Raw genomic sequence first — 24,534 nt, forward strand, 5'->3', positions numbered from 1 at the left:
ACCGGGACTAGCATCGGGTGCGCAGCCCCTCGCGTCCTCGGGTGCGAGGTCTGCGACGCCCGGACGCCCGCGGGCGGGCCGCGTCCGCTCACCATCCGACCTGAGGACTGCAGTGCGTCACCACACCATCGGGCACCGCACGATCGGTGCGCTCCTCGACGAGCGGGCAGACGAACGACCCGACGGGACGTTCCTCGTCTTCGAGGCTGCGGACGGCACGATCTCGGAGCTGACGTACGGCGACGTCCGGGACCGCGTCCGACGCTGCGCCCGGGGCTTCGCGGACCTCGGCGTCCGCCGCGACGACTGCGTGGTCGTCCAGCTGCGCAACAGCCCCGAGATCCTCGTCGCCTTCTTCGCGCTCGCGCACCTCGGGGCGATCTTCGTCCCCTCGAACACGGCCAACACGGCCGGCGAGCTCGGGCACGTCTTCGCGACGACCGGCGCGCGGTTCGCGGTCGCCGAGCCCGCGTCGCTCGACGCCGTCCGGGCCGCCGCGCCGGAGGGCAGCACGCTCGTGGTCGCGCGCGGAACGCCCCCCGAGGGCGCGGTCGCCTTCTCCGCGGTCGAGAGCGCCGAGGGCCCGCCGCCCGAGCGCGCCACGGACGAGCGGCGGACCGTCGAGCTGATCTTCACCTCGGGCACCACGAGCCTGCCGAAGGCCGTGATGCTCACGCACGCCAACTGCCTGCGCTCCGGCCTCGACGCCGTGAACGCCCTCTGGCTCGACGCGGGCGAGCGCTGCCTCACGGCGCTGCCGCTCTTCCACGTCAACGCCCAGGCGATGTCCCTGTTCGCCGCCCTGACCGTCGGCGGCACGCTGATCCTCCTCGAGGAGTTCCGCGCCTCGAAGTACTGGGACCAGGTCCGGGCCCACCGCGCCACGCAGACCGCGCTCGTCGCGATGCAGCTCCGGGTCCTGCTCGCGCAGCCCCCGAGCCCGTCGGACGGCGAGCACGCGCTCCGCCGCGTCTTCTACGCGATCAACGTCTCGGACGAGGAGAAGGACGCCTTCGAGCGCCGGTTCGGCATCACGCTGATCAACGGCTACGGCTGCTCGGAGGCGATGACCCTGATCGCGGCGTCGCCGGTGGTCGGCCCGAGGAGGTGGCCCTCCGTCGGGCTGCCGGCCCCGGGGCGCGTGGTCCGGATCGTCGACGACGAGGGGCAGGACGCCGCCCCGGGCGACGTCGGCGAGATCGTCGTGCGCGGCGACGTCGGCGTGACGATCATGGCCGGGTACTACGGGGACCCGGCCGCGACCTCCGCCGCGGTCCGCGACGGGTGGCTGCACACCGGGGACAAGGCGTACGCGGACCCCGACGGCTACCTCTTCTTCTTCGACCGCAAGAAGGACATGATCAAGCGGGCCGGCGAGAACGTCTCGGCGACCGAGGTCGAGAACGTCCTGAACGGGCATCCCGAGGTCGACGAGGTCGCGGTGGTCGGCGTGCCCGATCCCGTCCGCGACCAGGCCGTGGCCGCCGTCGTCGTCCGCGTCGCGGGGGCGACGTGCGGCCCCGACGAGCTCGCCGCCTACTGCCGCGAGCGCCTCGCGCGGTTCAAGGTGCCCACGGTCTTCGAGTTTCGGGCGGCGCTGCCGAGGACGTCGGTCGGCAAGCTCAAGAAGGCCGAGCTGCGCGACCAGCTGGCGATGACCCGCGACGGACGGAACGACTGATGTTCAACGCGATGGACACCGGCGACCTGCTGGTCGCCCTGGCGGACGTGCTCCGGGACGCGGGCCGGATCGACCGCCCGCTCAGCGGCTTCGAGCGCAGCCAGCTGCTCTCGGCCTCGTCGATCGCCCGCAACCTCGCGGCTGAGGAGCGCGGCACCGCCGCCACGCTGCAGGCCGCCAACGACGCGGTGGCCGCTGCCGTGGCCGCGGCGGCGGCGGAGATCCACCCCGCCCCGTTCCGTCAGGCCCGCGACGGCCGGGAGCTCGGGGAGCAGCTCGGCGCGCTGCTCGAGGGCCTGCGCCGCGACGAGCGGACCGAGGCGCAGCGGCTCCGGACGCGGCTCCAGGGCGTCCTGCGCCGGCTGGCGGACGACGAGGTCGCGGCGCTCGCCGCGGGGGCCGGACGATGACGTCGGCGCCGGCGGGCGCGACGCCGATCGACGAGCGCCTCGCGGCCTCGGCGCTCGCCGTGATGCGCGAGGCCGGGGCCGTCGGCGCGGACGCGACCGCCACCACGCTTCGGCAGCTCCACGGCGGATGGTCCCGGCACTCCTACGTCCTGGACGTGGCGGATCCCGAACGTGGCCAGCTCGCGTGCATCGTGCGGGTCCGGCCCGCGGGCGCGGTCCTCGACACCGACCTGGTGCAGGAGTACCGCACCTTCGCGGCGCTCCAGGACCTGCCGGTGCCGACGCCGGCGGTCTTCGGGCTCCACGCCGACGGGGACACCCCGTTCGGAGGGCCGTTCTTCGTCATGAGTCGCCTGGAGGGCGAGTCTCCGAACGTGTGGAACGCGCGCGAGCGCCGCGTGCTCGAGGAGGACTGGGCCGCTGGCCGCCGCATCGCGGACGACCTCGCGCGGCACCTGGCCACGATCCACGGGCTCACGGGCGAGGCGGCCGAGGCGATCGTGCCGGCCCGGTCGTTCGCGCAGACCGTCGAGCACTGGCGCGGCGTCTGGGAGGAGCAGCGCCTGGTCCGCGACCCGATCGTCGACGAGGCGTTCCACTGGGTCGCGTCACGGACGCCGGATCCGGTCCGCCCGCGACTCGTGCACGGCGACTACCGGATCGGCAACTGCCTGGTCGACCGGGGACGTCTCTCCGGGATCCTGGACTGGGAGCTGGCGCACGTCGGCGATCCGCGGTTCGACCTGGGCTACCTCGCGCTGCCCTACTCGTCCGGCAAGCTCTTCGCTCCGGGCTCCGAGCTGCTCGGCGGCGTCGCGGACCGCGACTGGTTCCTCGCCCGCTACGCGGACCTCACCGGCGACGAGGTCGACCTCGAAGTCGTGCGGACCTTCTCGGTGATCGCGGCGCTGATGCTCACGGCCATCACCGCGACCGGGATCCGGGTCTTCCGGGACGGCGGATCCACCGACGTCCGGATGCTCTGGAGCCGCTTCATCATGCCCGGGCTGCGCCAGGACATGGCCGACCTCATGGGGTGGCGCTGATATCCGACCGAGCGGTCGGATCTGATCCTGTCTCTACCGACAGTCGCGGTAGAAGCCGTGGAGATCGAGCACTAGGTTCTCCCTACCACTCGGTAGATGGGTTCTATGGTGACTTCGATCGACGATCAACTCGACGCCCTCGGGGCGAGCACGGATCCGGCGCTTGGGCGCTACGCGACGATGCAGCTGTGCCGTCGCTTCGAGGAGACGGTCCACGACCAGTTCCACAGCGAGCAGGGGGTCCCCGGCCCGTTGCACCTGGCGATCGGGCAGGAGGCCGTCGCGGTGGGGGCGTGCCACGACCTGAGGACGACCGACGTGATCACGTCGACCCATCGCGGGCATCACCACTGCATCGCGAAGGGCGCGCGCACGGACCGGATGATGGCCGAGCTCCTCGGCCGTCGTCCGGGCTACTCGCACGGCCGGGGCGGATCGATGCACATCGCGATCCCCGAGATCGGACTGCTCGGCACCAACGGCATCGTCGGCGGGGGCATCCCGATCGCCACGGGCGCCGCCTACGGCCTGCAGGTGCAGAAGCGCGACGACGTCGTCATCTGCTTCTTCGGGGAGGGGGCCGCCGCCGAGGGCGTGCTCGCCGAGGCGCTGAACGTCGCGTCGCTGTGGAAGCTGCCGATCGTCTTCCTCTGCGAGAACAACCAGTACGTCGAGCTCGCCGCCCAGGACCTGCACGTCGCGGGCGAGATCTGGCGCCGGGGCACCGGCTACGCCGTCCCCGGCGTGCACGTCGACGGCAACGACGTCGACGCGGTGACCGCGGCGGTCGGGGAGGCCGTGGAGCGGGCGCGCACCGGCGGCGGGCCGACGATCATCGAGGCGCTGACCTTCCGCTGGTTCGGGCACTACGCCGGCGACAAGGCCGCGTTCCGGACCGACGAGGAGGTCGAGCTCGGTCGCGCCGGCGACCCGATCGTCCGGGCCCGCAAGGCGCTCGACCCCGTCGTCGTCGCCGAGGTCGATCGCGTCGTGGAGGACGAGATCGCCTCCGCGCTGCGGTTCGCGCTCTCCAGCCCGGTCTCCGGGCCGGACGTCCTGTCCCTCAACCACCTGGCCTCCGTATGAGCACCGAGATCGCGACGAAGTCCACCAAGTACTGGCAGGGCATCAGCCAGGCCCTCACCGAGGAGATGGACCGCGACGAGCGAGTCGTCCTGGTGGGCGAGGACGTCGGCCGCGCAGGCGGTCCCTACGGCCTGACCCGCGGCCTGCAGGACCGCTTCGGCGCGGACCGCGTCCGCGACACGCCGATCAGCGAGGCCGTGCTGATGGGTCTGGGCGTCGGAAGCGGTGCCGTCGGCCTGCGCCCGATCGTCGAGGTCATGTTCTTCGACTTCGCGATGCTGATGATGGATCAGCTGATCAACCAGGGCGCGAAGTACCGCTACTTCACCGGCCACCCGCTGCCGCTGACCGTCCGCGCCATGTGCGGCGCCGGCGGGCACAACGGGGCCCAGCACTCGCAGAACATCGAGGCCTGGTTCTGCGGCGTCCCCGGCCTGAAGGTCGCGATGTCGTCGAACGCCCGCGACGCCAAGGGCCTGCTGAAGTCCGCGGTCCGCGACGACGACCCGACGCTGATCATCGAGACGCAGGGCCTCCTCCGCGACCGCTTCGACGTCCCGGTCGTCGACGACCTGCTGATCCCCCTCGGGGTCGCCGACGTCCGGCGCACGGGAACGGACGTCACCGTCGTCGCGACCGGTCGGATGGTCCCCCGCGCGGTCGAGGCCGCGGAGGGGCTCGCCGACGAGATCTCCGTCGAGGTCGTCGACCCCAGGACGATCTCGCCGCTGGACACCGCGACGATCCTGGAGTCGGTCGCGAAGACCGGCCGGCTCGTGGTCGCGCAGGAGGCGCTCAGCCCCTGCAGCGTCGCCGCCGAGGTCTGCTCGCTGGCGGCCGAGCACTGCTTCGCCGAGCTCAAGGCTCCGCCCGTACGGGTGACGCCGGACTTCACGAACGTCCCGACGCCGCTGCCGCTGGTGGAGGCGCGCGTCCCGCAGGCCGACACGATCGCCGCGGCGATCCGAACCACCCTCGCGTAGGAAGGCACCGTGATGGAGATCACCGTCGAGAACGGCACCGCCGACGACGAGATCGAGATCCTCGAGATCGCGGTCGAGGTCGGACAGGAGGTGGCCGAGGGCGACCTGCTCGTCGAGGTCGCCACCGACAAGGCGAACATGGAGATCGTCGCGCCGAAGGCCGGGCGCGTCGCCGAGATCCGGGTGGCCGACGGCGACGACGCTCCGGGCAACGCCGTGCTCCTCGTCCTCGAGGACCTCTAGCGATGCCGGGCCCCGCCGAGACGGGCCGGGGGGAGCCGCGGATCGAGAAGCTCTCGCTCATGCGGCGCGCCATGGTCCGCCAGATGGACCAGGCCGCGGTCATCCCGTGCTTCTACCTGCGCCGCACCGCCGACGTGACGGCGATCGTGGACGAGCGTCGGCGCGTCCGCGCCGCCGGCGACCGACCGCCGTCCGTCAACGACTACCTGGTGCGTGCCGCCGCGCTCGCGCTGCGCGCGCACCCCGAGGTCAACGCGTCCTTCGACGACGGGTTCATCCACCAGCACCCCCGGGTCAACGTCGGCGTCGCGATCGCCGTGCCGGGCGGCCTGGTCGTCCCGGCCGTCTACGACGCCGACGGGCAGGACCCGACGCAGATCAGCGCCGCGGTCCGCGAGCTCGCCGACCTGGCGTCCCGCCGCAAGCTCGGCCGGGAGGTCCTCTCGGACGCCACGTTCTCGATCTCCAACCTCGGGATGTTCGGCGTCGAGGACTTCGACGCCGTCCTCAACCCGCCCCAGGCGGCCATCCTGTCGGTCGGCGCCGTGGCGGAGCACGACGGCCGCAGCACGGTCCGCCTGGCCCTGGGCTGCGACCACCGGGTCCTCACGGGCGCGGAGGGCGCCGAGTTCCTGGGGGCCCTCGTCGAGCGCCTGGGCGATCTCGCCGCGCTCGGGACCGTCGAGCACGCGGGAGCGAGCGCATGAGCGCCGCGGGCACCCGTACCGAGCTCGTCGCCGACGCGCGGACGGCGCTGGAGTCGGTCCAGGACGGGGCGACCGTGGGGATCGGCGGCATCCTGACCAACGGGCGGCCGATGACCCTCGTTCGCGAGCTCGCGCGCCGCGGGCTGCGCGACCTGACGGTCGTCGCGCCCGTCGCCGCCCTCGATGTCGACCTGCTGATCGCCACCGGTTGCGTGCGGCGCGTCGTGACCTCGTACGTGGGGTGCGAGGGGATCGCCGGCGTGGCGCCGCTGTTCCGGAGCGCCGCAGAGTCCGGCGCGATCGAGGTCTGGGAGCTGGACGAGGCGCATTGCGGCCTGGCGCTCAGGGCGGCCGCGCAGCGGCTCCCGTTCCTCCCCTGGCGCGGCGGGGTCGGGACCGATCTGCCGATCCACAATCCGCGGCTCGTGCCGTTCGCCGATCCGATCGGCGGGGAGTCGCTGCTCGCGATCCCCGCGTTGCCGCTGGACCTGGCGCTGATCCACGGGCACCGAGCCGACCGGTTCGGCAACGTCCAGTTCTCGGGTCCGACCCACATGGACCCCGTGATGGCCTCCGCGGCCGCGCGGGTCGTGGTGCAGGTCGAGGAGCTCGTCGGCAACGACGTGATCCGCCGCGACCCGGCCGCGACCCACCGCTGGCGCACGACCTCGGTGGTCCCCGCCCGCTGGGGCACCCACCCGTACGCGGCGACGACCATCGAGGCGGACGTCGAGCATCTCACGGCCTTCGCCGCCGCCGGCAAGCGCGCCGCCCGCGGCGACCGCGACGGCCTCGAGCAGTACCTCGATGCCCACGTGCGGGGGCCCGCCGACCACGCGCAGTACCTCGACCACATCGGCCTGCGCCGGATTCTGGAGCTGAACCCGTGAGCGTCACCGCGACCCCCGACGAGCTCCAGGCCGTCCTGCTGGCCCGGGACTTCCGCGCCGACGACCGCGTGGTCCAGATCGGGGCGAACCTGCCGACGGCTCGCGCCGGGGCCCTGATGGCGGGCCTGAGCACCCACCCGGACCTGCGCGTCGTCATCGGGCTGTCCGTCGACAACCTCGCCACGGCGGCGAGCCTCCCGGCGGTTCGCGAGCTGTCGTTCCACGCGCGCAGCGCCTTCGAGGGCGAGGCCGTCATGGACCAGGGCACGGTCTTCGACGACGTCGCCAGTCCCGACGTCTTCTTCGTCGGGGGCCTGCAGGTCGACCGTCGCGGCAACGTCAACCTCGTCGGCATCCCGGACGGCGACGGGGGCTGGAAGGTCCACGGCCCCGGAGCCGTGGCGCTGGCGACGATGAGCACGAACTGCCGCGGCTACTACATCCTCATGCCCGCGCACTCGCCCCGGGTCTTCGTCGAGCGCGTCGCGTCGATCACGGCGCTCGGCGACCGCACCCGACGGGCCGAGCTGGGGCTGCCCGGGGGCGGCCCGCGCCTGCTGCTCTCGCCGCTGGGCGTCTTCGACTTCAACGACCACGGCGACATGCGCGTGGTCAGCCTGCATCCGGGCGTCTCGCTCGACGACGTCCAGGCCGCCACCGGCTTCGCGCTCGACGTGCCCGAGGCCGTGCCCACCACCGCGATGCCGTCCCCGTCCGAGCTCGACCTGCTCCGCGAGCGGGTCGACCCGGGCGGCCTCCTGCGAGCGACATGACGTCCCGCGACGTCGACCAGAAAGAGCACATGACAGACACGCTGTCGAACATCGCCTTCGACGATCTCGTCGAGGACGACCGCAAGGGCCCGTACGTCGAGCAGATCACCGCGGACCTCGCCGGCCGGCTCGCCGGGCCGATCGGGCAGCCGCACGACGTGGCGCTCGCGCCGCCCGCGGTCTTCCCGGTGATCTTCCTGAAGGCCCTCCGGGCGTCGATGGGCGGCATCCCCGCCGGATCGGTCCTGGCCAAGCAGGAGCTCCGGTTCGGTGAGCCCGTGCCGGTCGGCGAGTCGGTGCGCACCACCACGTGGATCGGCGAGAAGTACGTGCGGCGCGAGCGGCCGTACGTCGTGATCCGCTTCGACGTCCGCCGCGCCGACGGCGCGTTGGCCGTCAGCGGCAGCAAGACCATCATGTGGCCCACGGGCCCGGGAGACCAGGCATGACCGACCGTCGATTCCCCGGCATCAGCGACGTCGTCACCCAGGAGAGCATCAACGCGTACGCGGAGCTCTCCGGCGACTACAACCCGCTGCACGTCGACCTCGAGATCGCTGCGGCCTCGGAGTTCGGCGGGACGATCGCGCACGGCCCGATCTCGTTCCAGTCGCTGTTCCGCTCCCTCACCGAGGGGCTCGACGTCGAGGCGCTCCCGGCAGGGAGCTCGGTCAGCGTGACCTATCGCGCTCCGGTGCGCCCGGGCGATGCCGTCACCGCGCGGATCGTGCGCCCCGCGGACGAGTCCGCGGCGGACGGCGCGCTCGCGGCGTCCTGCGTGAACCAGGACGGCGTGACCGTCCTGTCGGGCAGCGTGCTGCTCCCGCCGGCCTGAGCCCGCCGGCCCGGGGAAGGGGACGGGCACGGCCCCCGGGGCGCCCTACCGGTCGGTCGGCGCCGAGTTTGGGGTGCCTCGATCCTCGGGATCCGTGGCCCGAACTCGGCCGACGGGCCTCCGCCCGGCGCGCGGGGGATGATCGGCCCGTCGTCTCGCGATGACCCCGAACTTCCCTGTTTTGCAGGGGATTCCTGGAGCTTCGGCCGATCGCTGGCATGTGCCCCACGGGCCCCTCCGGAAGCAATGCCACACAGTGACGCCGGGTCTGTACTATGCGCGCAATCCGTCCGACCGGACGGTAGGGAGGAGTACAGCATGCGGACCATGATCGTTGATGACCACGACCTCGTCAGGCACGGGATCCGGTCGGTGCTCGCGGGTGACTCGCGCGTTCGCGTCGTCGCCGAGGCGTCGACGGGCGGATTGGCGCTGCGCCAGGCGGCGGCGGCGCAGCTCGATCTCGCGCTCGTGGACCTCCGGCTGCCGGACATGCGGGGCGAGGACGTCGTGCGCGGCATCCTCGAAGTCCGCCCGCAGGCCGCGATCGTCGTCGTGAGCGCCTATCTGAGCGAGGACACGGTCCGCGGCGCCCTCCAGGCGGGCGCCATCGGCTACGTGACCAAGACGGCGGGACTCACCGAGCTGCGCACCGTCATCGACCGCGTCGTGCGCGGCGAGCGAGGCAGCGCCGAGGTCACCGGGCACCAGATCGTCGAGCGCCTGCACTCGCTGGGTTCGGAGATGAGCGGGCGCCCGAGCCTGACCCCCCAGCAGGAGCGCGTCCTGGAGCTCGCCGCGGCCGGATGGACCTACCAGCAGGTAGGCGCGAAGCTCTTCATCACCGAGTCGACGGTGCGATTCCACGTGCAGAAGATGAAGCGCAAGTTCGCCGCGCGGACGAAGACGGAGCTGATCGCGACCGCGATCCGGGCCGGAGTCCTCGCGCCGGCGGCCGAGGCAGGCCCGGTCTGCCTCGAGCGGGCGTCCTGACGCCGACGAGCGGCGACGACGGTGCGCGCGACGGACGGCAGCCGAGGGACGGCGGTGGGCGGGAGAGACGAGCCCGTCTCCTTCGGGGCGTCGCTCGCGTCGCTCGCGCTGCGGCTCGTCGCGCTTCGTGCCGGCAGCGCGACGCCGCCGCAGTGCGACCACGCGCTCGCCGCGCTCGCCGGTGCGGCGGACTTCGCGCGCCTCGACGTGATCCTCGACGGGTTCGTCCTGTCGGCCAGCGCGAGCGGGCGGCGGCGGATGGCGTCCGTCCCGGTCGAGGACGGGGTCGTGCGCGCGCCCGTCCTCGACGTCGCCCAGGCACCGATCGGCCTCGTGCTCGCACGACCGCGCGAGCGGGGCAACGAGGGCGTCGGGGCGCTCGTGCGCGAGATCGCGGAGACCTGCGCACGGGCCTGGCAGCTCGACCTGGTCGCTCGCGTCGCGCAGCGGTGGGCCGACGCGATCCACGACGGCCCGGTCCAGGCGCTCTCCGCCGCCGTCCTGCATCTCGGCCACGCCCGCGAGCAGCAGGAGGCGGGCGGCGACGCGACCGCGACCCTGGCGACGGGGCTGGCGCTGGTCGATCGCGGCCTGGGCGAACTGCGGCTCGCGATCCAGGAGCCGTACGCGGACGAGTTCGCGGGCGCGTCGAGCGGTGCGGACGACGACCTGGCGGCGGTCGCGGCCGCCGCGGCCTCCCCCTGGGGCCTTCCGGTGACCTTCGACGCCTCGGACGCCGCCGTCCAGCGCTACCGGGACGCGGACCCGCGAGCCCGCGACCTCCTCGTCCGGGCGACGCGGGAGGGCGTGGCCAACGCGGCCAAGCACGCGCCGGCGGGCGGCGCCGAAGTGGTCCTCCGCTCGCCGGGGCGGGGCACCCTCGAGGTCGCGGTGCGCGACTTCGGAGCCACCGGAGCTCCCACCGCGGCCGCCCTGGCGAGCGGTCACGGCCTGGCGGCCCTCCGGCGTTCGGCGGCCCAGCTCGGCGGCGCTGCGCGTCTCGATCGGGCGGACGGCGCCGGCGGGCTGCTCGTGGTGCGGGTGCCGGTCAGCCCGGCCTGACCTCGAGCCCGCGGAGCGCGATCTCCGCGAACATGTCCCCGATCTCGTCGGCCCCCATCTCGCCGCCGGTCTGGAACCAGGTGTAGCCCCAGTTGGCCATGGCGAGGACCGCCTTCGCGGCGATCTTCGGAGGCATGTCCACGAACGCCCCGGAGCGCGTGCCGTCGTTGATCACTCCCTGGACCATGCGCTCGTAGAAGTCGCGCTTGAGCACGATCTCGCTCCAGCGTTCGCCGCTGAGGGCGCGGTGCTCCGCCAGGAAGACGGTCACGCCGTCCTGGTGGCGGCCGACGAAGTCCATCGCGCCCCGGACGATGTCGCGGAGCTTCTCGCTCGGCGGCTTCGACGACGAGAACACGACCATCGTCTCGGCGATCAGCTCGTCCACCATCTGCTCGTGGATGGCGAACAGCAGGTCCTCCTTCCGGCGGACGTGGTGGTACAGGCTCGGCTTGCGCATCCCGAGCTCCGAGGCCACGTCCGTCATCGACGCTCCGTGGTACCCGAGCTCGCTGAAGACCTTCGTCGCGGCGGCGATGATGTCCGCGCGGACCGCCTGTGGTTCGCCTGTGGTGGTGGGCCGCGAGGGCTGCGTCTTGGGCATCGGAGTCCTCGAGAGATGACGATCGGCGGGCGGCACGGGCCGCGATCGGACGGCGTCACGGACCGATCGGTAGGCGACTCGATGCTAGCGGAGCGCATCTCGGCTCCACGCGATGCTGGCGGAACCGCGAGTCCGGCGGGTGCACCATCCTGCAGATGGGATTCTGGAGGGGTCGGCTGCACCGACCGGCACCCGGTTCCGGGCACCGAACCAACGAGAGGACTGCGATGGATCCCGACGTCGCGCGCATGCTCGCCGAGCGCGCCTGTGAACGACTGATCATCGAGTACGCGCGCCGCGTCGACTTCGGTGAGGCCTCGCGGATCGCGGAGCTGTTCGTGGCCGACGGCGTGTGGACCGGGGTCGACCTCCGCCTCGACGGACGGGACGCCATCCGCGAGTGGTTCACGGAGCGCGAGGCGCTCGACCGCCGCGTCTCCCGGCACGTGCACACGAACATCGCCGTCGAGCTGGAGGTCGGAGGCGACCGCGCTCTAGCCGAGTCGTACCTCGTCAACTACCGTCACGACCGCCGGGGCGCGGACCGGGCGATGCCGGCTCCCGGCGACATCCCGAAGTACGTCGGCGAGTGCCGCGACACGTTCGTGCGCACCGACGAGGGATGGCGCTTCGCGAGCCGGGACGTCGCCGTCGCCTTCGTGCGCCCGCGTCGCCCCGTCGCGTGAGCGTTGCTCCCTGGGCGTCGGCGGCGAGGGCGGGTGCTGGCGGAAGCGACAGAACCGCCCGGCGCCTACTGCCCGGAAGGTACGGTCGCGGTATGAACGGCCGGAGCCAGTGATGGATGCGTCATACCCCCTGCTCTGCGCCTGCGAGCGCTTCGGCGACCGGCCCGCGATCGTCGATCGGAACGGAACGGTCAGCTTCAGGGAGCTGGAGCGGCGGATCGCGGGACTGTCGGCGGGACTCCGTCGCGCGGGGCACGGCGGCCGCACCGTGGGGATGCTGCTCGACAACCGGTCCGAGGTCGTCGAGGTGTACATGGCGCTGGCCCGGGCCGGCTGCATCGCGGTCCCGATCAACACCCGCCTCACGGCCGACGAGCAGGCGTTCGTCGTCGACGACGCCGGCGTCGAGCTGCTGGTCGCCGACGACCAGCAGCTCGACCGGGCCCGGGAGCTGGCCGCCGGGGCCGACCTCGACGTCCTCCCGCTCGCCGGCGGGTCCGGGTCGAGCATCCACGCGCTGCGGGAGACCGCTCCGGACCCCGTGCCGTCGGACCGCTCCGGACGCGACGACGACGTCGCGACGATCATCTACACGTCGGGGACCTCCGGCTTCCCGAAGGGCGTCGCGCGAACGCACCGGGCCAACGTCTGGAACGTCGTCAACTCGGCACTGGGCTCGCCGCGGCGGCCCGGAGAGGTCGAGGTCTTCAACCTGCCGACGTTCGGGATCGGGTTCTTCCACTTCCTGGTCCCCGCGCTGCTCGGCGGGGCGACCGTGGTCCTCGACGGAGCGTTCGATCCGGCGCGGGCATGGGAGCTCCTGGAGCGCCACCGGGCCACGCGCACCTTCCTGGCGCCGACGATGATCGCCGCGATGCTGGCCGTCGACGGGCACGAGCACCGCGACCTGACCGCCCTGGAGCTGATCTACACGGCCTACGCCTTCCCCGAGCGCGTGCGTCGGGCCGCCCTCGAGCGGTTCGGCTCGCGCTTCGCGTTCATGTACGGATTGACCGAGGCGCAGCTGACGTGCAGCGCGCCCGAGCACTTCGAGTCCGACCCCACTGACGTCGGGACGACGATGGGCGTCTCGCGCGTGGCCGTCCTCGATCCCGCGGGACGCCCGCTCCCCGACGGCGAGGTCGGCGAGATCGGGTTCGCGGGCCCGAGCGTGATGGCGCATTACCACGGCAGGCCGGACGCGACCGCCGAGGCCGTTCGCGCTGGGTGGGTGCTCACGGGCGACCTCGGCCGCCGGGACGAGGACGGGCGGCTGCACTTCGTCGGCCGGAGCAAGGAGATGATCAAGACCGGCGGGTTCAGCGTCGACCCCGTCGAGGTCGAGAACGCGATCCTCGCGCTGGACGGCGTCGTCGAGGCGGCGGTCGTGGGCGTCGAGGACGAGTACTGGGGCGAGGCGATCGTGGCCTTCGTCGTCGGCGACGTCCGCCCCGAGGCGGTGACCGGCGTGTGCCGGGAGCGGCTCGCCCGGTTCAAGGTGCCCAAGCGCGTCGTCGGCGTCGACGCGCTCCCCAAGAACGCAACGGGCAAGATCGAGCGCGGGCGCCTGCGCGCGGCGGTTCGGAGCGCGGGTGACGAGCCCCTCACGCCGGTCGCGTGAGGGGGCGGCTTCCCGCGCGGGCGCGGGCGCTCGCGCGGCTACGACCCGCGAAGCTCGCCGATCAGCTCGTCCGACGTCATGACCCGTGCGAGGTACGGAAACAGCGTGTCCATGGTCATCTGGCTGTACTCGCCGAGCATGCGGTCGGTGCAGTCCGAGAGAACGATCGCACCGTAGTCCCGCTCGTTCGCGCCGCGAACGGTGAGCGAGACACCGAAGTCCGTGGCGAGCCCGGCGACGATCAGGATCTGGCGCCCCGTGTTGCGGATGAGCGGCTCGAACTCCGTGCACGGCCACGGGTCCACCCTCGCGTTGTCGACCTCCCACTCGGGTCGCCCGGGTTCAGGCGCGATCTCGCTGAGCGTCTCGGCCCCCCACTGTCCGCGAACCGCCATGTTCTCCTCGGGGCAGCGAAGCACCCGACCGGTTCCCCGCACGTAGCCCCCGCGTCGGATCTTCAGCTCAGGGTGGCCCGGGCGAAACGTCTCGTTGTGGTAGATGATCGGGACGTCCAGGGCCCGGCAGGCGTCGATCGTCCTCTTGATCCGCTGCAGCGTGTCCTCGAACGGCAGCGTGTCCTTCGTGAAGTCGTACCCACGACCCTCGGGGTGCCAGAAGTCGTTCTGCATGTGGGTCAACACGAGGATGACGTCATCGACGGGGACGCGGTCGAACTCGTACTCCATGGGCTTGGGCCTTTCGCTCGATCTGGGTTCGACGGCCCTGTTTGTACGCGTTGGAGGGGCCTCCGGCTACGCGCGAAAGCGACAGCGCTGCGGGAAGCGAGCCCGCCCCGGCGCACCGCGGCCCTGGCGCCGCGGAAGTCCCGGGGCTCCTCGCCCCGTCGGCTCGCCGGCCGCGTCGAACTGGCCGATCAGCCCCGAGCGATGCCGCGGCGGCTGCGCTAGAGGATCCCGTCTCGTGCGGCGGCGTAGATGGTCGGCACGGTCGGCCGGAAGCCGAGCTGGTGGGCGAGCGTGGCGTCCATGCGGCCGGCCCAGGGGTTGGCGAGGGGTTCTGCGGAGCCGTCGATCGGGTCGCCGGCGAGCTCGGCCATCTGGAAGACGGTCACGGGCGCGTCGTCGGCGATGTTGACGGTCCGGCCGTCGATCGTGCCGGAGAGGGCGAGGTCGACGGCGGCCTTGACGTCGCGATGGTGGGCCACGGAGTAGGTGTGGGCGGGGTGCAGGCCGAAGCGCGGCGCCATCGCCGGCATCATCGCGAGGTGCCCGTCACCGTCGCCGTAGACGAACGGCAGGCGCAGGATCGCCCAGGTCAGGCCGCTGTCGCGGAGGAGCCGTTCGGCGGCGATCTTGCTGGCCGGGTAGGCGGCGGTGGGGGAGCACTCGTCGCTCTCGCGGCCGGGGCGCGGGGCGTCATGGTCGTAGACGTTCCCGGTGCTGGCCATGATGAGGCGGGCGCCGGCCGCGTGGGCCCGGACGGCGGCGATCAGGTTGCGCGTGCCGTCGCGGTTGGCCCGCCAGATCGCGTCCTCGTCCTCGGTGCGGAACAGGGCGGCCAGGTGGACGACGGCGTCGACGCCCTCGACGGCGGCGGAAAGCGCGTCGGGGTCGGCGAGGTCGCCGCGGACGGCGGTCGCGCCGGGCGGGAGCTCGGCGTCGCCGCGGACGAGCGCGCGGCAGTCGTGGCCGGCGTCGAGGAGGCGGGGGAGGAGGCGCGAGCCGACGAGGCCGGTGGCGCCGGTGAGGAGGATGGAGGTCATGCCTGTCCTTGTGCTGATCGTCAGTAAGACTGATGATCACGATAGCAGTAGGATCTCGGTGTGCCGACCGAAGGCGATCTCGGACCGCAGCTCAGCGTCCGGCTGACGTACCTGCTCAAGCGCGCGCAGCTCGGGCTCGACGGCTTGCACGAGGAGCTGTTGGGCCCACTGGGCGTCAACCACCGCGAGCTTGCGGTCCTCCTGCTCCTGGATGCGCGCGAGCCGGAGTCCCAGCAGCAGGTGGCCGGCCGGCTCGGCGTCGACCGGACGACGATGGTCGCCCTGATCGACGGGTTGGAGGGCAAGGGCCTCGTGGCGCGTCGTCCGGACGCTGCCGACCGGCGCCGCAACGTCATCGCGCTCACCGGCGCCGGCCGCAAGACGCTGCGCCGGGCGACGCGCGCCAGCGACGAGGCCGAAGGCCGCCTCCTCGACGGTCTGGACGAGGTCGAGGCCGCGCAGCTCCGGGCACTGCTCGGCCGCATCGCCCGCCCGGGCGAGCAGCGCTGAGCCCGCCCGTCGCCGGTCTCGATCCGGGACGGCCCTGGAACGCGGGAACCCCCGCTCTCGCGGGGGTTCCGTGTCCTATGGAGCCTGCGGGGATCGAACCCGCGACCTCCTGCTTGCAAAGCAGGCGCTCTCCCAGCTGAGCTAAGGCCCCAGACGGCGAAGGCTAGCGCGGGGGCGGGGTGGGTGGCGGGCCGGTGGACGGGCGATCGGCTGGGGGAGTCAGTCGTCGACCGCCGTCCGCTCCAGCAGCTCGCGGACGGGCGGCGGCATCACGGCCAGGACGTCGGCGATCTCGCCGGGCGAGACGTGGTGGCGCAGGACGGCGAACGAGGCGGCGGTGGCGCTCGAGGCTTCGGAAGGGCCGCCGAGGCGCGCGTGCTGGGTGATCTCGCTCAGGAAGCCGTGGGCGTCGTGGTAGTGGTGCGGCGTCCGGCTCGGCACCCAGTTCTCGTAGTAGAAGCCGCGGATCAGCTCCGGCAGCTGCGAGGCGAGCTGCGCGGCCTCCTCGACGCTCAGGCGATCGCGCAGGGTCTGCAGGAAGGCCCGCAGGACGCGCAGCGCGTAGCGGCGGTCCTCGACTCCCAGCGCCTCGGCCGTCTCGGAGATCCACTGCTCGGCGGACTGGACGCTGCGCTGCAGGACGGGGGTCTCGGTGTGCGACATGGGTGGCTCCTCGGGTAGATCGGCTCGGGCGGCGCGGCGCTCACCAGTTGAGCAGCGCCGCGACCGAGCCCCGCGCCGCGAGCGCCTCGCGCTCGTGGTGCACGACGACGGTCGGCGCCGCCCGTCGGGCGGTCGCGTCGAGCAGGTGCGCGACGGCGTCGACCGCGACCAGCGGCGTGTCGTCGTCGGGGCAGGTGGGACGGGCGTCGGCGGTCATCCAGCCGCAGGTCGGGCAGCGGCGGGCGGTCAGCTCGGCGTCCTCGGCGACCAGCAGCAGCGTCACGCGTCCCTCGGCCAGGACCGCCAGCACCTCGTCGAGTCCCGCGGCCGCGCGACCGCCGGTCGCCAGGCCGTCGCCGACCCGCGCCAGCAGCTCGCGCTCGCGATCGCGCTCGGCGGCCTCGACCACCGGGGCGACGGCGGCGGTCAGCTCGTCGATCGTGGCGTGCTCGAGGTCGCGGGCGACGGTCCCGGCGAGCACGGCGGCGAGATCGCCGTGGAGGCTCGCCCGGACGTTCGGCAGCAGCTCGTCGGAGGCGACGATCACCAGCTCGCCGAACGGGCTCCGCCGGTGCGCGCGCAGCAGCCGCTCCGCGACGCCGCGGACGTGGGCGTCGACCTGCTCCTCGATGCCGCGCTGGTACCGGGCCTGCGACCAACCGCCCTGGGCGTGGCGTCCGTGGACGTCGTCCTCGATCCGGGCGAACTCGACCAGGCGGGTCGGCCCGCCGCGGAGCAGGCGCGCGCCGCGGCGGCTGACGACGGCGACGCCCCAGCCCTCGTCGGTCGTGGCGCCGACGAGCGGCTCGATCCACGGGACGCTGTCGACGACGACCATCGGCGGCACCCCGTGCGGCAGCCGCAGGACCTCCAGCAGCCCGGCCGCGGCGCACGAGAACGCGGCCAGCCCGTGCCCCGCTCCGGAGCCGGCGGCCTCGTCGCGCAGCCGCTCGGCGAGCGGCTCGATGTCCTCGGCGGACGCGTGCTGGCGGGCCGACACCAGCAGCGCGTTGATCTCGCGCTCGCGGGCGGTCGGCGTCGGGAAGTGGCCGGGGTCGAGGTCGACGTAGACGCTGAGGATCGGCGCTCCGCCGGTCTCGAGGCGGAGCAGGTGGTCGATCTGCGGGCTGGTGGTCGCGGTCATGAACTGCCTCGTGTCGGGGCTCGGCGGATGGCTCGCCGAACGTAGAACGCCGGTCGCGCGACCGAATCCGGGGATCGCCCCATGCGCGCGCGGAGGACTACGGCGATCGTCGTGACGTCCGGCCAGGCACAGGGCCGCCGCCTGTGCCCACCACACACCCGCGGCGCGCCCGGCCCGGCGTAGGCTGACGGCCGTGAGCGATCTGCCCCGCATCGATCCGTCGCGCAACCTCACCCGCCCGGCTCGCGCCTACGCGGCGGTCCTGCGCACCCCTCCCGGCCGCTGGCTGGCGATCAACGTGGCGTCGAAGGTCGACCCGTGGCTGATGCGGACGTCGCGCGGCAAGGTCGGGATGGGCCTGATGCTGCCCTCGGCGCTGCTGACGACCAAGGGCGCCAAGAGCGGCCAGGAGCGCGTCAACCCGGTCCTCTACTTCCACGACGGCGACGACGTGATCGTGATCGCGTCGAGCTTCGGGCGCGACAAGCACCCCGCCTGGTACCACAACCTCAAGGCCCACCCCGACGTCCGGATCGCCAAGGACGGCGGCGGCGCGCCGCGGACCGCGGTCGAGGTCACCGACGCCGACGAGATCGCGCGGCTGTGGTCGCAGGCCGACCGGATCTACCCGCCGTACGCCAACTACCGCCAGCGGACCGACGCGGTCGGCCGGCGGATCCCGATCGTCCGGCTGATCGCCGGCTGACGCCCCCCGGAGCAGCCTCGCGCGCCGACTCCTCCTCGGGCGCGTGAGCGAAACGGTGGCCGGCGCTCTCTCCCCAGCCCGCCGGCCACCGTGCTCTGCCGGGGCCGGACGAGCCGGCCCCGCAGTCTGGGTCAGGCGGGCGTGACGCCCGCCAGCAGCTCGCCCGCGACGCGGTCGGCCGCGCCGTGGTCGCCGCCCAGCAGCCGCCGCGACAGCTGCGCGCGACGGAAGTACAGCGGGGCGTCGTGCTCCCACGTCGCGCCGATCCCGCCGTGGACCGAGATCGTCTCGCGGGTCGCGTAGTCGAGCGCGTGGCCGGCGCCCGAGCGGGCCGCGGCCGCGGCCAGCGCCAGCTGCTCCGGCGCGTGCTCCGACGCCCAGGCCGCGTAGATCAGCAGCGACTTGGCGTTCTCCTGCAGCCGCAGGACCTCGACCAGGTGGTGCTTGACCGCCTGGTACGAGCCGATCGCCCGGCCGAACGTGTGGCGCTCCTTGGCGTAGGCGACCGCGATCGGCAGCAGCCGCTCGACGATTCCGACGGCCTCGCCGGCCAGCAGCGCCTGGGCGATGTGCCAGGCGCGGCCGATCGCGTCGGCGTCGGCGTCGACGCGGCGGCCGACGGCGGCGGCCAGGCGCACGTGGCCGAGCGGCCGGGTCGCGTCGTAGCGCGTCACGTCCTCGACGGTCAGCCCGGCGGCGCCGGCCTCGACCAGGACCGCGGTCGGGGTGCCGGCGACGTCGGCGATCACCAGCAGCCGGTCGGCGTTCGGGGCGTCGGGCACCCACGCGACCTCGCCGTCGAGCGTCACCTGGTCGCCGTCGAGGACGCCGGTCGGCAGGCCGCCGCGGCGCACGCCGGATCGGGCCTCGACCGTCCAGCGGTCGTCGAGGTCGGTCGGCGGCGCGGCCGGCACCCACGCCACCCGCAGCTCACCGCCGGCGGCGGCCGCGGAGTCGGCGTCGCCGGCGGCGTCGAGGATCGTCGCGGCGGGCAGCACGGACACCAGCGGCACCGGCGCCAGCACGGCGCCGGCCTCCTGGGCGACCAGGATCGCGTCGTAGAGCCCGAGGCCGGCGCCACCGCCGTCCTCGCTCGTCAGCAGGCCCGGCCAGCCGGCCTCGACCACGGTCGGCCAGAGGTCGGGCAGCGGCGCGTGCTCGGGCGAGCCGGCCGGCTCGATCGCGGCCCGCGCGGCGGCGACGGTGTCGACGCGCGCGAGCGCGCCGCGGGCGGCCTCGCGCAGGAACTCCTGCTCGTCGGTCAGCGACAGGTCCATCTCAGGCCACCCCCTCGATCTCGCGCGCCTTCAGCTCGCTGAAGGGCACGCCCTTGTCCAGGCGCGGCTCGGGCGGCAGGCCCAGGACGCGCTCGCCGATCGTGTTGCGGAGGATCTCCTCCGTGCCGCCGGCGGACTTCAGGCCCGGCAGGAACGAGATCATGTACGCCCACTCGCTGGCGTCGTCGAGGGCCTCGGGCCCGACCACGTCGGCGATCAGGTCGCCGGCGCTGACGGCGGCGCTGACCACGGTCACCTTGCCGAGCCCGAACTCGGGGCCCGGCAGGCCGCCGCCGGCCAGGTCGCTGAGCAGCCGGTGGCCGGCGAAGCGGCTGGCGATCAGCTCGGTGCCGATCGCGCCCAGCCGCTGACGGACGTCGCTGTCCTCGCGGGCGCCGGGGGCGTCGGCGATCACGGCGGCGAACTTCTCGGCGCTGTAGCCGATCGGCGAGGTGCCGATCGAGAGCCGCTCGAACATCAGCACGGTGAGCGCGGTCGCCCAGCCGCCGCCGACCTCGCCGAGGACCGCGTCGGCGCCGACCTGGACCTCGTCGAGGAAGACCTCGTTGAACTCCGCCTCGCCCGAGATCTGGCGCAGGCCGCGGATCGTCACGCCCTCGGCGTCCATCGGCACGATGAACATCGTCAGGCCCTTGTGCTTGGGCACGTCGGCGTCGGTCCGCGCCAGCAGCACGCCGAAGGCGGCGAACTGGGCGTTGGTCGTCCAGACCTTCTGCCCGCTGATCCGGAAGCTGCCGTCGTCCTGCCGGACCGCGCGGGTGGTGATGCCGGCCAGGTCGGAGCCGGCGGCCGGCTCGCTGAAGAGCTGGCAGAAGACCTCGTCGGCGTGGAGCATCGGGCCGAGGTGGCGCCGCTTCTGCTCGTCGCTGCCATGGACGATGATCGCCGGGCCCATCATGCCCAGGCCGATGAAGTCGAGCGGGCCCGGGACGCCGGCGTGGGCCAGCTCCTGGTTGACGATCACCTGCTCGATCGGGCCCTTGCCGGCGCCGCCGAACTCCTGCGGCCAGGTCACGCCGCAGAGGCCGCCCTTGGCCAGCTCGGCCTGCCAGCCGCGCCAGGCCTCGATCCGCTCGTCCTCGTCGGCGATCGCGTCGGCGCCGCGCACCTTCGGCGCCTGGGCGGCGTGGTCGGCGAGCCAGGCGCGCACCTGCGCCCGGTAGGCGGCCTGCTCGGGGTCGTCGTTCAGATCCACGGTTGCGGTCCTCCGCGTCCAGGTGACGGTTGTCGGGTCGGCCGTCGGCGCCAGCCTGGCTGGCTGACCGGCCAATCGGCTGGAGCATACGCCACGTCGAACGCGAAGCAAGCCAGCTGGTCGGTTTCTACAGGTCGTCGAGCAGGCCGGCGACCGTCCGCAGCGTCCGCGCCGCGACCGCCAGGTCGGCGTCGGGGACCCCGTCGAGGGCCGCGCCCCACAGCCGCTGCCAGCGCTCGCGGCGCTCGGCGACGACCTCCTGGCCCTCGTCGGTCAGCCGCACCAGCACCACGCGACGGTCCTCGTCGCTGCGTCCGCGACGGACGACGCCCAGCTCCTCGAGGTGATCGAGGGTCGCGGTCATCGACGCCGGGTTCAGCTCGACCGCGCGGGCCAGGGCGCCGGCGCTCATCGTGCCGCCGCCCTTCGCCAGCTCCATCAGGCTGCGGACCTGGGCGTGGCTGAGCTGGCCGGGGCGCTGCTGGTCGCGGCCCTTCAGCCGCCGCTCGGCCCCGAGCAGGCCGTAGAAGGCGCGGGTCAGGTCCTCGACCCGCTCGGCGCGCTCGCCGGTCAGGGGGAGGGCGGTGGCGGCGATGTCGATGGCGCTCATGCTGCGGCCTCCAGGGCGGCTTCGTGGACGTGCGGATCGCTCTCGCGGGCGAGCGCCCGAGTGCTGCTGCCGTTGGCCCGCCGGCGCTCGACGACGGCCAGGACGATCGCCGGCAGCAGCGCGAGCGCGGTCACGCCGAGCACCCACCAGTAGGTGCTGGCGAAGGCGCCGGCCAGCTGCGACGGCTGCGCGGCGCCGCTGCCGAGGTCGGTGATGTGGCCCTGCAGGACGACCGTCAGGACCGCGACGCCGATCGAGCCGCCGACCCGCTGCAGCGTGTTCAGCTGCGGCGAGGCGTGGGTCACCTGGTCGGGCCGCAGGACCGCGAAGGCCGCCGTCATCGCGGGCATCATCGAGAGCCCGACGCCGAGGCCGCGCAGCACCATCGCGCCGCCGATCAGCCAGTACGAGGTGCTCGCGTCCAGCAGCACGAACGGGATCGTGGTGATCGCGGTCAGGGCGACGCCGGCGACCGCGACCCGGCCGCCGCCGAAGCGGTCGGTCAGCCGGCCGGAGAGCGCCATCGCGACCATCGCGCCGATCCCCTGGGGCGCGATCAGCAGACCGGTGTGGACCGCGTCCTCGCCGCGGACCTGCTGGAAGTAGAGCGGGATGATGATCATCGCGCCGAACAGCGCGGCGCCGAGCGCGAAGGTCGTCATCGAGGCCGCCGCGAACGCCTTGTCCTTGTACAGGCGGACGTTCAGCAGCGGGTTCTCGATCCGCAGCGCGCGGACCACGAACAGCGCGACCAGCGCCAGTCCGCCGAGCAGCGGGGCCAGCACGCTGCCGGCGGTCAGGCTGCCGGCGGTGCCGCTCTGGGCCAGGCCGTAGGTGATGCCGACGACGCCGGTCCCGACCAGCCCGAGCCCGACGGCGTCGAGCTTGCCGGCCTCGGCCGGGACGTCGCGGGGCAGCAGCTTGATGGCGGCGAACACGGCGCCGATCCCGATCGGCACGTTGACGAGGAAGATCCACTGCCAGCCGACGTGCTCGACCAGCAGGCCGCCGACGGTCGGGCCGAAGACGGGGGCCAGGACGATCGGGACGCCGATGAAGCTCATGATCCGGCCGAGGTTGCGGGGGCCGGCGGCCTTGACCAGGATCATCTGGCCGATCGGCATGATCATGCCGCCGCCGACGCCCTGCAGGACGCGGAAGCCGATCAGCGATCCGGTCGACCAGGCCAGGCCGCAGAGCGCGGAGCCGACCGTGAAGAGCGCGAGCGCGAACAGGTAGACGCGGCGCGCGCCGAAGCGGTTGGAGACCCAGCCGGTGATCGGGATCACCGCCGCCAGCGACAGCAGGTAGCCGGTCGCGACCCACTGGATGTCGTCGAGCGGGGAGTGCAGGTCCTTGCCGAGGGTGTCGAGCGCGACGTTGACGATCGTCGTGTCGAGCACCGACATGATCGCGCCGAGGATCACGACGATCGCGATCCTCATCACGTGGGGTTCGATGCGCGAGGGCGGCGCGGCTGCAGTGGTGCTGGACATCTTCGACTCCCGTTCCTTTAGCAACCGAAGCTTAGCATCCAAATGGTTGAGATGTGCAATCTGTGGCGCGTCGCACAGCTCCGGCCGGCGTCGTCGCGGGAGGGCGGCGGCCGCGCGGCGGCTAGAGCGCGACCGGAGCGCCGGTCGCGGCGGAGCGCTGCGCGGCCTCGACGACCCGCAGGGCCGCGACCGCGTCGGCCGGATCGACCGGGACCGGGCCCTCGCCGCGCAGGGCCGCCGCGACCGCGACGTAGAAGGCGGGGTAGTCGCCGCGCTCGGTCGCCACCGGTCGCCGGTCGCCGTCGGTCCCGATCGTGCCCCAGGCGGACTCGTCCTCGACCCCGTAGCCGGCGTCGCCCGGGCGCGTTCCGCCGCGCAGCTGCTCCTCCTGGACGTCGAGCCCGTGCTTGACGTAGGCCGCGGCCGAGCCGAGCACGCGCAGCCGCGGGCCGACGTCGGCGGCGGTCGCGCTGGCCCACAGGTGCGAGCGCACGCCGCCGGCGTGGGTCAGGGCCACGAACGCGTCGTCGTCGACCGCGGCCCCGGGACGCCGGACGTCGAGCTCGGCGTAGACGCTGGTCGGCGGGCCGAACAGCAGCAGCGCCTGGTCGATCAGGTGGCTGCCGAGGTCGTAGAGGACGCCGCCGGCGTCGCGCGGGTCGGCCAGCTCGCGCCAGCCGACCTTCGGCCGCGGGCGCCAGCGCTCGAACCGCGACTCGAACCGCTGCACCCGGCCGAGCGACCCGTCGGCGATCAGCCGCCGGAGGGTCAGCAGGTCGCCGTCCCAGCGCCGGTTCTGGAACACGGTCAGCGGCCGCTGCCGTCGGCCGGCGAGCGCGACCAGCTCCTCGGCCTCGGCGGCCCGCGCCGCCAGCGGCTTGTCGACGACGACCGCCAGGCCGGCCTCGAGCGCCGTCCGCGCCAGTGGCACGTGGCTGCGGTTGGGCGTGGTGACGACGGCCAGGTCGAAGTCGCCGGCGCTCGCGAGCGCCGTCTCGCCGTCGGGCAGGACCGCGGCGCCGGGGTAGCGGGCGCCGACCTCGGCCACTCGCTGCGGGTCGCGCGTGGTGACCGCGGCCAGTCGCAGTCCGGGCGTGGCCGCGATCAGCGGGGCGTGGAAGGCGGCGCCGCCGATCCCGTAGCCCAGCAGCAGGACGCGGGCGGGGCGCTCGGGCGAGCCGACGGGGGGCATCGGTCCATTCAAGCAGCGCGCTCGGGCCGCGTTCGGATCGTCCGAACATCGCCCGAGCGGCCCCGGGGCGCGGCGGCCGCTCCCGGCCGTTCACCAGCAGGCAGCGAGATCGCGCCCGGCGAGCGCTAGCGTGCGCGCCGTGGCCCGTCCGCTCCGGCTCGCCGCCGCCGCGCTCGTCGCCGTCCGCCTGTCGCGGGCCGCGCGCCCCGCGGCCCGCCTGACCGCGCCGTCCGACCTGCGGCCGGATGCGCCGCCGCCCGCCGACCGGCCGACGGTGACCGTGATCGTGCCCGCGCGAAACGAGGAGCAGCGGATCGGAGCCTGCCTCGACGGGCTCGCCGGCGACCCCTGGATCGACGAGCTGCTGGTCGTCGACG

At 73.7% G+C, this 24,534-nt stretch carries 27 protein-coding genes, 1 tRNA gene and 1 pseudogene; 18 read left to right on the forward strand and 11 right to left on the reverse strand.

Annotated elements, in window-relative coordinates:
* Positions 1-112: 112 nt before the first annotated feature.
* The 13 genes from PAI11_RS00630 (at position 113) to PAI11_RS00690 (ending at position 10,709) form a co-directional block, all read left to right on the forward strand.
* Positions 113-1,681: an AMP-binding protein gene (locus PAI11_RS00630; RefSeq protein ID WP_007569773.1), complete on the forward strand. Its 1,569-nt coding sequence runs from the start codon at positions 113-115 to the stop codon at positions 1,679-1,681.
* Complete coding sequence (locus PAI11_RS00635; RefSeq protein ID WP_007569775.1) at positions 1,681-2,091, forward strand: hypothetical protein; 411 nt, start codon at positions 1,681-1,683, stop codon at positions 2,089-2,091. The genes PAI11_RS00630 and PAI11_RS00635 overlap by 1 nt, the downstream gene beginning before the upstream one ends.
* Positions 2,088-3,137 carry a phosphotransferase family protein gene (locus PAI11_RS00640; RefSeq protein ID WP_081488172.1) on the forward strand — a complete coding sequence of 350 codons (1,050 nt, stop codon included), beginning with the start codon at positions 2,088-2,090 and terminating at the stop codon, positions 3,135-3,137. Before PAI11_RS00635 ends, PAI11_RS00640 begins: the two co-directional genes overlap by 4 nt.
* A 105-nt stretch (positions 3,138-3,242) precedes the next feature.
* A complete protein-coding gene (locus tag PAI11_RS00645; RefSeq protein ID WP_007569778.1) occupies positions 3,243-4,223 on the forward strand; it encodes a thiamine pyrophosphate-dependent dehydrogenase E1 component subunit alpha in 981 nt (326 codons plus the stop codon).
* Entirely contained in the window at positions 4,220-5,206 is a 987-nt protein-coding gene (locus tag PAI11_RS00650) for an alpha-ketoacid dehydrogenase subunit beta (protein WP_007569780.1), read from the forward strand. The genes PAI11_RS00645 and PAI11_RS00650 overlap by 4 nt, the downstream gene beginning before the upstream one ends.
* A gap of 12 nt (positions 5,207-5,218) precedes the next feature.
* Entirely contained in the window at positions 5,219-5,449 is a 231-nt protein-coding gene (locus PAI11_RS00655; protein ID WP_007569781.1) for a biotin/lipoyl-containing protein, read from the forward strand.
* A gap of 2 nt (positions 5,450-5,451) precedes the next feature.
* Entirely contained in the window at positions 5,452-6,156 is a 705-nt protein-coding gene (locus PAI11_RS00660) for a 2-oxo acid dehydrogenase subunit E2 (protein ID WP_007569782.1), read from the forward strand.
* Positions 6,153-7,046, forward strand: a complete 894-nt coding sequence (locus tag PAI11_RS00665) for a CoA transferase subunit A (RefSeq protein ID WP_050897045.1) — start codon at positions 6,153-6,155, stop codon at positions 7,044-7,046. The genes PAI11_RS00660 and PAI11_RS00665 overlap by 4 nt, the downstream gene beginning before the upstream one ends.
* Positions 7,043-7,819: a hypothetical protein gene (locus tag PAI11_RS23690; RefSeq protein ID WP_007569784.1), complete on the forward strand. Its 777-nt coding sequence runs from the start codon at positions 7,043-7,045 to the stop codon at positions 7,817-7,819. The genes PAI11_RS00665 and PAI11_RS23690 overlap by 4 nt, the downstream gene beginning before the upstream one ends.
* A 29-nt stretch (positions 7,820-7,848) precedes the next feature.
* Positions 7,849-8,268 carry a MaoC family dehydratase gene (locus PAI11_RS00675; RefSeq protein ID WP_040597453.1) on the forward strand — a complete coding sequence of 140 codons (420 nt, stop codon included), beginning with the start codon at positions 7,849-7,851 and terminating at the stop codon, positions 8,266-8,268.
* Positions 8,265-8,654: a MaoC family dehydratase gene (locus PAI11_RS00680; RefSeq protein ID WP_050897046.1), complete on the forward strand. Its 390-nt coding sequence runs from the start codon at positions 8,265-8,267 to the stop codon at positions 8,652-8,654. The genes PAI11_RS00675 and PAI11_RS00680 overlap by 4 nt, the downstream gene beginning before the upstream one ends.
* Before the next feature lie 327 nt (positions 8,655-8,981).
* The gene (locus PAI11_RS00685; RefSeq protein ID WP_040597455.1) at positions 8,982-9,647 is read left to right on the forward strand and encodes a response regulator; all 666 of its coding nucleotides are present in this window, start codon (positions 8,982-8,984) and stop codon (positions 9,645-9,647) included.
* Between the two features lie 54 nt (positions 9,648-9,701).
* Entirely contained in the window at positions 9,702-10,709 is a 1,008-nt protein-coding gene (locus tag PAI11_RS00690) for a sensor histidine kinase (protein WP_007569789.1), read from the forward strand.
* On the opposite strand, the gene PAI11_RS00695 is transcribed toward PAI11_RS00690, so the two are convergent.
* On the reverse strand, positions 10,696-11,313 hold the full coding sequence (locus PAI11_RS00695; protein ID WP_007569790.1) for a TetR/AcrR family transcriptional regulator: 618 nt from the start codon (positions 11,311-11,313) through the stop codon (positions 10,696-10,698). The genes PAI11_RS00690 and PAI11_RS00695 overlap by 14 nt on opposite strands.
* Before the next feature lie 227 nt (positions 11,314-11,540).
* Here PAI11_RS00695 and PAI11_RS00700 point away from each other — a divergent pair, with 227 nt between their 5' ends.
* Together PAI11_RS00700 and PAI11_RS00705 are read left to right on the forward strand one after the other, a co-directional pair.
* Complete coding sequence (locus tag PAI11_RS00700) at positions 11,541-11,999, forward strand: nuclear transport factor 2 family protein (RefSeq protein WP_007569791.1); 459 nt, start codon at positions 11,541-11,543, stop codon at positions 11,997-11,999.
* Between the two features lie 112 nt (positions 12,000-12,111).
* A complete protein-coding gene (locus PAI11_RS00705; protein ID WP_040597457.1) occupies positions 12,112-13,620 on the forward strand; it encodes a class I adenylate-forming enzyme family protein in 1,509 nt (502 codons plus the stop codon).
* Between the two features lie 38 nt (positions 13,621-13,658).
* Here the strand turns inward: PAI11_RS00705 and PAI11_RS00710 are convergent, their stop codons facing one another.
* Both PAI11_RS00710 and PAI11_RS00715 read right to left on the reverse strand, forming a co-directional pair.
* Positions 13,659-14,306, reverse strand: coding sequence for a cysteine hydrolase family protein (locus PAI11_RS00710; protein ID WP_007569793.1), 648 nt, complete (start codon positions 14,304-14,306; stop codon positions 13,659-13,661).
* A 218-nt stretch (positions 14,307-14,524) separates the two neighbouring features.
* Positions 14,525-15,343: an NAD-dependent epimerase/dehydratase family protein gene (locus tag PAI11_RS00715; protein WP_007569797.1), complete on the reverse strand. Its 819-nt coding sequence runs from the start codon at positions 15,341-15,343 to the stop codon at positions 14,525-14,527.
* Positions 15,344-15,403: 60 nt separating this feature from the next.
* On the opposite strand from PAI11_RS00715, the gene PAI11_RS00720 reads away from it, so the two are divergent.
* Positions 15,404-15,853 (forward strand): MarR family winged helix-turn-helix transcriptional regulator, encoded by a 450-nt coding sequence (locus PAI11_RS00720; protein WP_007569798.1) that lies wholly within the window; start codon positions 15,404-15,406, stop codon positions 15,851-15,853.
* Between the two features lie 78 nt (positions 15,854-15,931).
* Here the strand turns inward: PAI11_RS00720 and PAI11_RS00725 are convergent.
* From PAI11_RS00725 to PAI11_RS00735, 3 genes are all read right to left on the reverse strand, one after another.
* Positions 15,932-16,004, reverse strand: a tRNA-Ala gene (locus PAI11_RS00725).
* Between the two features lie 68 nt (positions 16,005-16,072).
* Positions 16,073-16,516, reverse strand: coding sequence for a DUF2267 domain-containing protein (locus tag PAI11_RS00730; RefSeq protein ID WP_007569799.1), 444 nt, complete (start codon positions 16,514-16,516; stop codon positions 16,073-16,075).
* Between the two features lie 40 nt (positions 16,517-16,556).
* On the reverse strand, positions 16,557-17,660 hold the full coding sequence (locus PAI11_RS00735) for a baeRF10 domain-containing protein (RefSeq protein ID WP_007569800.1): 1,104 nt from the start codon (positions 17,658-17,660) through the stop codon (positions 16,557-16,559).
* A 193-nt stretch (positions 17,661-17,853) separates the two neighbouring features.
* On the opposite strand from PAI11_RS00735, the gene PAI11_RS00740 reads away from it, so the two are divergent.
* Positions 17,854-18,366, forward strand: coding sequence for a nitroreductase/quinone reductase family protein (locus PAI11_RS00740; protein WP_007569801.1), 513 nt, complete (start codon positions 17,854-17,856; stop codon positions 18,364-18,366).
* 131 nt (positions 18,367-18,497) lie between these two features.
* Here PAI11_RS00740 and PAI11_RS00745 read toward each other — a convergent pair whose 3' ends face one another.
* The 5 genes from PAI11_RS00745 to PAI11_RS00765 all read right to left on the reverse strand — a co-directional run bounded on the left by PAI11_RS00745 (position 18,498) and on the right by PAI11_RS00765 (position 24,157).
* Positions 18,498-19,643 (reverse strand): acyl-CoA dehydrogenase family protein, encoded by a 1,146-nt coding sequence (locus PAI11_RS00745; RefSeq protein ID WP_007569802.1) that lies wholly within the window; start codon positions 19,641-19,643, stop codon positions 18,498-18,500.
* Position 19,644: 1 nt separating this feature from the next.
* Positions 19,645-20,859: an acyl-CoA dehydrogenase family protein gene (locus PAI11_RS00750; RefSeq protein ID WP_007569803.1), complete on the reverse strand. Its 1,215-nt coding sequence runs from the start codon at positions 20,857-20,859 to the stop codon at positions 19,645-19,647.
* A gap of 127 nt (positions 20,860-20,986) precedes the next feature.
* Complete coding sequence (locus PAI11_RS00755) at positions 20,987-21,469, reverse strand: MarR family winged helix-turn-helix transcriptional regulator (protein ID WP_007569804.1); 483 nt, start codon at positions 21,467-21,469, stop codon at positions 20,987-20,989.
* Positions 21,466-22,914: a DHA2 family efflux MFS transporter permease subunit gene (locus PAI11_RS00760; protein WP_244406490.1), complete on the reverse strand. Its 1,449-nt coding sequence runs from the start codon at positions 22,912-22,914 to the stop codon at positions 21,466-21,468. Before PAI11_RS00760 ends, PAI11_RS00755 begins: the two co-directional genes overlap by 4 nt.
* Before the next feature lie 172 nt (positions 22,915-23,086).
* Positions 23,087-24,157: a Gfo/Idh/MocA family oxidoreductase gene (locus PAI11_RS00765; protein ID WP_007569806.1), complete on the reverse strand. Its 1,071-nt coding sequence runs from the start codon at positions 24,155-24,157 to the stop codon at positions 23,087-23,089.
* A 139-nt stretch (positions 24,158-24,296) separates the two neighbouring features.
* Between PAI11_RS00765 and PAI11_RS00770 the strand changes: the two are divergent.
* Positions 24,297-24,534 (forward strand): annotated as a pseudogene (locus tag PAI11_RS00770) (hypothetical protein); the annotation flags it as partial.

Origin of the sequence: Patulibacter medicamentivorans, from assembly GCF_000240225.1 — a bacterium.
Lineage (GTDB): Bacteria > Actinomycetota > Thermoleophilia > Solirubrobacterales > Solirubrobacteraceae > Patulibacter > Patulibacter medicamentivorans.